We start from the raw sequence: 5,496 nt of genomic DNA on the forward strand, positions 1-5,496 counted from the left end.
CGGTCGAGGTGGCCGTCCAGGTGCGCGGCGGCGGCGCCGAGGGCGTCGGCGAACACCGGGAAGGCCGCGGCGAGTTCTCGTCCGGGGTCGCGCGGGAGGCCGAGGCGTGGGTCCGCCCCTCGACGACGAGGTCGATCGCGGCACCGTCGAGCCGGGTGGCCAGGCGGCGCGGCGTGTCCAGGAGCAGCGGGGCGTGGAACTCCACCCCGGCCAGCGCACCGGAGTGTTCCAGGGCGGCCGCCAGGTATCCGGCGCCGGGGAAGACCGGCCGGCCCTCGACCCGGTGGTCGCCCAGAGGGCCGTCCGCGGTGAGCTCCACCTCGCGCAGGCGGGCGAGCGAGCCCGCGAAGGCGGCGCCGTCCTCCTTGTGCACGGACGCCAGCAGCCGGGCGTCGATGCCGCGCAGCCCGGACAGCAGGGTGGGGTGCGGGCTGAGCTCGACGAACGTGTCGTAGCCCGCGTCCAGGAGTTGCCGGATCACCGGCCAGAACAGGACGGGCTCGCGCAGGTTGCGGCACCAGTAGTCGGCGTCGAGCACCGCGCCGGGGCGGCCGATGACGGTCGACCAGAGCGGGATCCCCGCGCGGTTCGGCACCAGGGCGGCCAGTTCCTCGCGCAGCTCCGGCAGGAGGGGGTCGACGTGGTGGCTGTGGCCGGCGACGTCGGCGCCGACCAGGCGGCAGAAGACGTCCTCCCAGCGGAGCTGTTCGACGAGCGCGTGGACCGCGTCGTGGTCGCCCGTCACCACCGTCGAGCCGGGCGCGTTGGCGGCGGCCAGGCAGATCCGGCCGGCGCCGGGGATCTCGGGTGCGGCCCTACGGTGATCGTTCTGCTCGGCGACCAGGGCCGCGGTCTCCTCCCAGCCGAGGCCGACCAGCGCCATGGCGCCCGCCCCGCTGAGCCTGCGGTAGAGCCGGCTGCGGACGCCGACGACCCTGGCCGCCTCCGCCAGGGTCAGGGCGCCCGCCACGTGGGCGGCGGCGAGCTCGCCCAGGCTGTGCCCGACCACCGCGGCGGGTACGACGCCGTTGGCCGCCCAGAGCCTGGCCAGCCCGATCTGGAGGGCGAAGAGCGCGGGCTGGACCACGTCGATCCGGTCGGCGTCGGCCCTGCCCGCCAGCACGTCGGTGACGGATCGGTCCGTGTACGGTTCGAGCGCGAGCTCGCACTCCCGGATCGCCGCGGCGAAGACCGGTTCCTGCTCCAGCAGGGCACTTCCCATGCCACGCCACTGGGCACCCTGGCCGGGAAAGACGAAAACGACACCGTTCATGCCGAGAAGCATCGCCAGGCGCGGCTCCGGCGTCTTCCGTCGCGGGACGCGGACGGCACCTAGCCTCCCGGCCGGGTCGCCGGGGGAAGCCTAGCCCGCCGACGAATACCCATATGTCGTGCTATTGGAGATCGTCCTGATCTGTGGACGAAGAATTCGGCTCCCTGGCCTCGGCCTTCTACGAGCACGTGCGGCGGCGGCCCGACGCGCTCGCCGTCACCGACGAACACCGATCCGTGAGCTACGCGGAACTGGCGGGCGCCGCCTCCGAGATCCGCCGCTCGCTCGACGAGCTGGGGCTGGTCCCCGGCGACCGGGTCGGCATCTTCATGCGGCGCTCCTGGCGGGTCGTCGCCGCCATCGTGGCGGTGATCGGCCACGGCTGCACCTACGTCCCCCTCGACCCCGACTACCCCGCCGAGCGGGTGCGGTTCATGGCCGGCGACAGCGAGCTGCGTGCGATCTGTGCCGACCCGGACGGGCCATGGCCGTTCGCCGGGGTGCCGAGGGTCGAGGTCACCGGGGCGACCGGAGACGTGCTGCCGCCCGTCGAGCGCTCCGGCGAGATCCCCACCCACATCATCTACACCTCCGGCTCGACCGGGACCCCCAAGGGCGTCGCCACCCCCGAGGGCGCGGTGCTGGAGCTGTTCCGCTCCGCCCGCGAGCGGTTCTCCTTCGGATCCGGCGACGTGTGGAGCTGGTTTCACAGCCACTGCTTCGACTTCTCGGTCTGGGAGATGTGGGGGGCGCTGCTGCACGGCGGGCGCGTGGTCGCCGTCCCGGTCGCCGCCGGGCGCGACCCACGGCTGCTGCTGACGACACTGGACGCCGAGCGGGTGACCGTACTCTGCCAGGTGCCCAGCATGTTCAGGTATCTGGCCTGGGCCATGGAGCAGAGCCCCCGGCCGCTCGCGCTGCGCTACCTGATCTTCGGCGGCGAGGCCATCGACCGCGACACCATCCGTGCCTGGATGGACCTGACCGGCGGGCGTGAACAGATCGTCAACATCTACGGTCCCACCGAGACGACGGTCTTCTCCACCTGCACGGTCGTGGACCGCGCGATGGTGGAGGACACCTCGGGGCCCACGAACATCGGCCGGGCGCTGCGCCACGTCCGCACCGCCGTCGTCGGCACGGACGGCCACGCGGTGCCCACCGGTGCCGAGGGCGAGCTGTGGGTGGGCGGCACCGCCCTGGCCACCGGCTACGTCGGCCGCCCGGCGCTCAACGCCGAGAAGTTCCCGGTGGCCGACCTGGGCGACGGCCGGCGGCGCTGGTACCGCACCGGCGACCTGGTACGACAGCTGGAGTCGGGGTCCTTCGAGTATCTGGGCCGTATCGACTCCCAGGTCAAGATCCGCGGCTTCCGCGTCGAGCTGGGCGAGATCGAGGCCGTGCTGCGACGCACGCCCGGCGTGAGCGACGCGGCCGTGATCGTGCGGACCCCGCCCGGCGGCGAGCCGCTGATCGTCGCCTACCTGGTCGGCACCCCGCTCTCCCCCCGCGAACTGCGCTCCCTGTGCGGCGAGCGGCTGCCCGCGCACATGGTCCCCGCCCGGTTCCGCACCGTTCCCCTCCTCCCCCTGAACCCCAACGGCAAGCTCGACCGACTCGCCCTGGAGGCAGCGCGATGACCACCGCGATCCGAGACGCGATCCTGTCCGGCGAGCGCGACCCCGGCCACTTCGAAGCGCTGGCCGTACCGGAGTCCTACTGGGGCGTCACCGTGCACGCCGACGAGGTCGACATGTTCGCCGGGATGCGCAGCGAGGACAAGGACCCGCGCAAATCGCTGCACGTCGAGGAGGTCGCCACCCCCGAGGTCGGTCCCGGCGAGGCACTGCTGGCGGTGATGGCCAGCTCGGTCAACTACAACACCGTCTGGTCAGCGATCTTCGAACCGGTGCCCACCTTCGGGTTCCTGCGCCGCTACGGCCGCCGCAGCGAGCTGGCCCGCCGCCACGACCTCCCCTACCACGTGCTCGGCTCGGACGTCAGCGGCGTCGTACTGCGGGTGGGCCCCGGCGTCACCAAGTGGAAGCCCGGTGACCGCGTCGTCGCGCACTGCCTGTCGGTGGAGCTGGAGGACCCCGAGGGGCACGACGACAGCATGCTCGACCCGCAGCAGCGGATCTGGGGATTCGAGACCAACTTCGGTGGCCTGGCGGAGCTGGCGCTGGTCAAGGCCAACCAGCTGATGCCGATGCCCGCCCACCTGACCTGGGAGGAGGCCGCCTGCTCCGGCCTGGTCAACTCCACCGCCTACCGGCAGCTGGTCTCGCGCAACGGCGCGGCCATGAAGCAGGGCGACACCGTGCTGATCTGGGGCGCCTCCGGCGGGCTCGGCTCCTACGCCACCCAGTACGCGCTGAACGGCGGCGCCACCCCGATCTGCGTCGTCTCCTCCCCCGAGAAGGCGGAGCTGGCCAGGAAGGCGGGCGCCTCCCTGATCATCGACCGGTCCGCGGAGGGTTTCTCCTTCTGGCTCGACGAGCACACCCCCGACGTCGCCGAATGGCGGCGCTTCGGCAGCCGTATCCGCGAGCTGACCGGCGGCGACGACCCCGACATCGTGTTCGAGCACCCCGGCAGGGAGACCTTCGGCGCGAGCGTCTATGTCTGCCGGCGCGGCGGGACGGTCGTGACCTGCGCCTCCACCACCGGGTTCATGCACTCCTTCGACAACCGGTACCTGTGGATGAGCCTCAAGCGCGTCGTCGGCACGCACTTCGCCAACTACCACGAGGCCTGGCAGGCCAACCGGCTCGTCGCCCAGGGACGCGTCCACCCGACCCTGTCGCGCACCTACGCCCTGGAGCAGAGCGCCGAGGCCGTGCACGACGTCCGCCGCAACACCCACCAGGGCAAGATCGGCGTGCTCTGCCTCGCCCCCGCCGAGGGTCTCGGCGTGCGCGACCACGAACTCCGCGAACGGCACCTGCCGGCGATCACGCGCTACCGGTCCTCCTAGGGAGACAGCGATGACCTCGACGATCCTCCAACCCGGCGCGGGTGTGCACGGGGGCGGCAAACCACTGGAGATCTGCGTCTTCTGCGGCGCGGGACGGAGCAACTCACAGATCATCGTCGACATGGCCAGGGCGACCGGCAGGCTCATCGGGCAGCGGGGCCACCGCCTGATCTACGGCGGTGGCGGCTCCGGCCTGATGGGTGAGGTGGCGTGGGCCGCCTCGGAGACCGGCGCGACCATCCGTGGGATCATCCCCCGGTTCCTGTACGAGCGGGAGCGGGCGATCGCGGCGCCGGCGCAGGAGACGCACCTGACCGACAGCCTGCACCGGCGCAAGGAGCACATGCTGCGCGGCGCGGACGCCTTCATCGCGCTGCCCGGAGGCTACGGGACGCTGGACGAGATCCTTGAGGTGATCTCCGCCACCTACCTGGGCATGTCCGAGAAACCGCTGGTCATCGTGAACGCCGAGGGCGTCTGGGACGGCTTCATCAGCCTGGTCGAGACCCTGCGGCGGTTCGAGCTGATCTCCCTGGCCGGGCAGCCGATGTTCCACTCCGTCGCCTCCCCCGAGGAGGCCGTCTCCCTCGTCGAGCGTCTGACCGTCCCGGCGACCTGACCCCCCACTGGAGGACTTCGATGGAGACCCGAGCGCCGCTGTCCCAGGCGGACAAGCGCGCCCTGCTCGCCAAGCTGATGAAATCGGGCGCCGCGCCCTTTCCGCTCTCCTACGGCCAGCAGTCCCTGTGGTTCATGGACCGGGTGCGCAAGGAGGCGAGCGTCGCCTACAACATGCCGTTCGCCTGGACGGTGCACGGCGAGACCGACCCGGAGGCGCTGCGCGGCGCGTTCGCCTGGCTGGTGGCGCGGCACCCGATCTTCCGCACCACGTACGGGCACGTCAAGGGCACGCCGGTGCAGCGGGTCGCCCCGCAGGGGGAGCTGGACTTCCGCGTCGTCGCCCTCGCGCCCGAGGAGGACCTCGCGGCCCTGCTCGGCGCCGAGGCGGCCCGCCCGTTCGACCTGGAGCGCGGCCCGGTGCTGCGGGTCGTGCTGGTACGGCGCCCGGCGGCGGCACCCGTGCTGCTCTGGGTCACCCATCACATCGCGATCGACGGCTGGTCGCTGTTCACGCTGCTGGAGGAGCTGGGGCAGGCGCCACCGTGCCGGGGACCACGTTCGGAACCGAGGCGGCCTACTTCAAGGTGTTCGCCCTGATGGGGGTCTGCTGCCTGATCACGTTCGT

The 5,496-nt window shown here is 72.2% G+C and carries 5 protein-coding genes; 4 read left to right on the top strand and 1 reads right to left on the bottom strand.

Features of this window, described 5'->3' with window-relative positions:
* On the bottom strand, nucleotides 1-1,273 hold a 1,273-nt coding region (locus tag ABZ260_RS45425; protein ID WP_355630571.1), incomplete at its 3' end, for an acyltransferase domain-containing protein.
* 143 nt (nucleotides 1,274-1,416) lie between these two features.
* Between ABZ260_RS45425 and ABZ260_RS45430 the strand changes: the two genes are divergently transcribed.
* Genes ABZ260_RS45430 through ABZ260_RS45445 form a run of 4 tightly spaced genes read left to right on the top strand, consistent with a single transcriptional unit; the run spans nucleotide 1,417 to nucleotide 5,468 of the window.
* Nucleotides 1,417-2,913, top strand: coding sequence for an amino acid adenylation domain-containing protein (locus ABZ260_RS45430; RefSeq protein WP_350925210.1), 1,497 nt, complete (start codon nucleotides 1,417-1,419; stop codon nucleotides 2,911-2,913).
* Nucleotides 2,910-4,250: a crotonyl-CoA carboxylase/reductase gene (gene ccrA, locus ABZ260_RS45435; RefSeq protein WP_355630574.1), complete on the top strand. Its 1,341-nt coding sequence runs from the start codon at nucleotides 2,910-2,912 to the stop codon at nucleotides 4,248-4,250. The genes ABZ260_RS45430 and ccrA overlap by 4 nt, the downstream gene beginning before the upstream one ends.
* Before the next feature lie 10 nt (nucleotides 4,251-4,260).
* Nucleotides 4,261-4,869: a TIGR00730 family Rossman fold protein gene (locus ABZ260_RS45440; RefSeq protein WP_355630577.1), complete on the top strand. Its 609-nt coding sequence runs from the start codon at nucleotides 4,261-4,263 to the stop codon at nucleotides 4,867-4,869.
* Nucleotides 4,870-4,889: 20 nt separating this feature from the next.
* A complete protein-coding gene (locus tag ABZ260_RS45445; protein ID WP_355630580.1) occupies nucleotides 4,890-5,468 on the top strand; it encodes a condensation domain-containing protein in 579 nt (192 codons plus the stop codon).
* Nucleotides 5,469-5,496: the final 28 nt, after the last annotated feature.

Source organism: Streptosporangium sp. NPDC006013 (assembly GCF_040614275.1).
Taxonomy (GTDB): Bacteria; Actinomycetota; Actinomycetes; order Streptosporangiales; family Streptosporangiaceae; genus Streptosporangium.

What these genes read in the sequence shown, in the direction of transcription:
- ABZ260_RS45445 (WP_355630580.1), top strand. Translation starts at nt 4,890, where the DNA reads ATGGAGACCCGAGCGCCGCTGTCCCAGGCGGACAAGCGCGCCCTGCTC.
- ABZ260_RS45440 (WP_355630577.1), top strand. Translation starts at nt 4,261, where the DNA reads ATGACCTCGACGATCCTCCAACCCGGCGCGGGTGTGCACGGGGGCGGC.
- ccrA (WP_355630574.1), top strand. Translation starts at nt 2,910, where the DNA reads ATGACCACCGCGATCCGAGACGCGATCCTGTCCGGCGAGCGCGACCCC.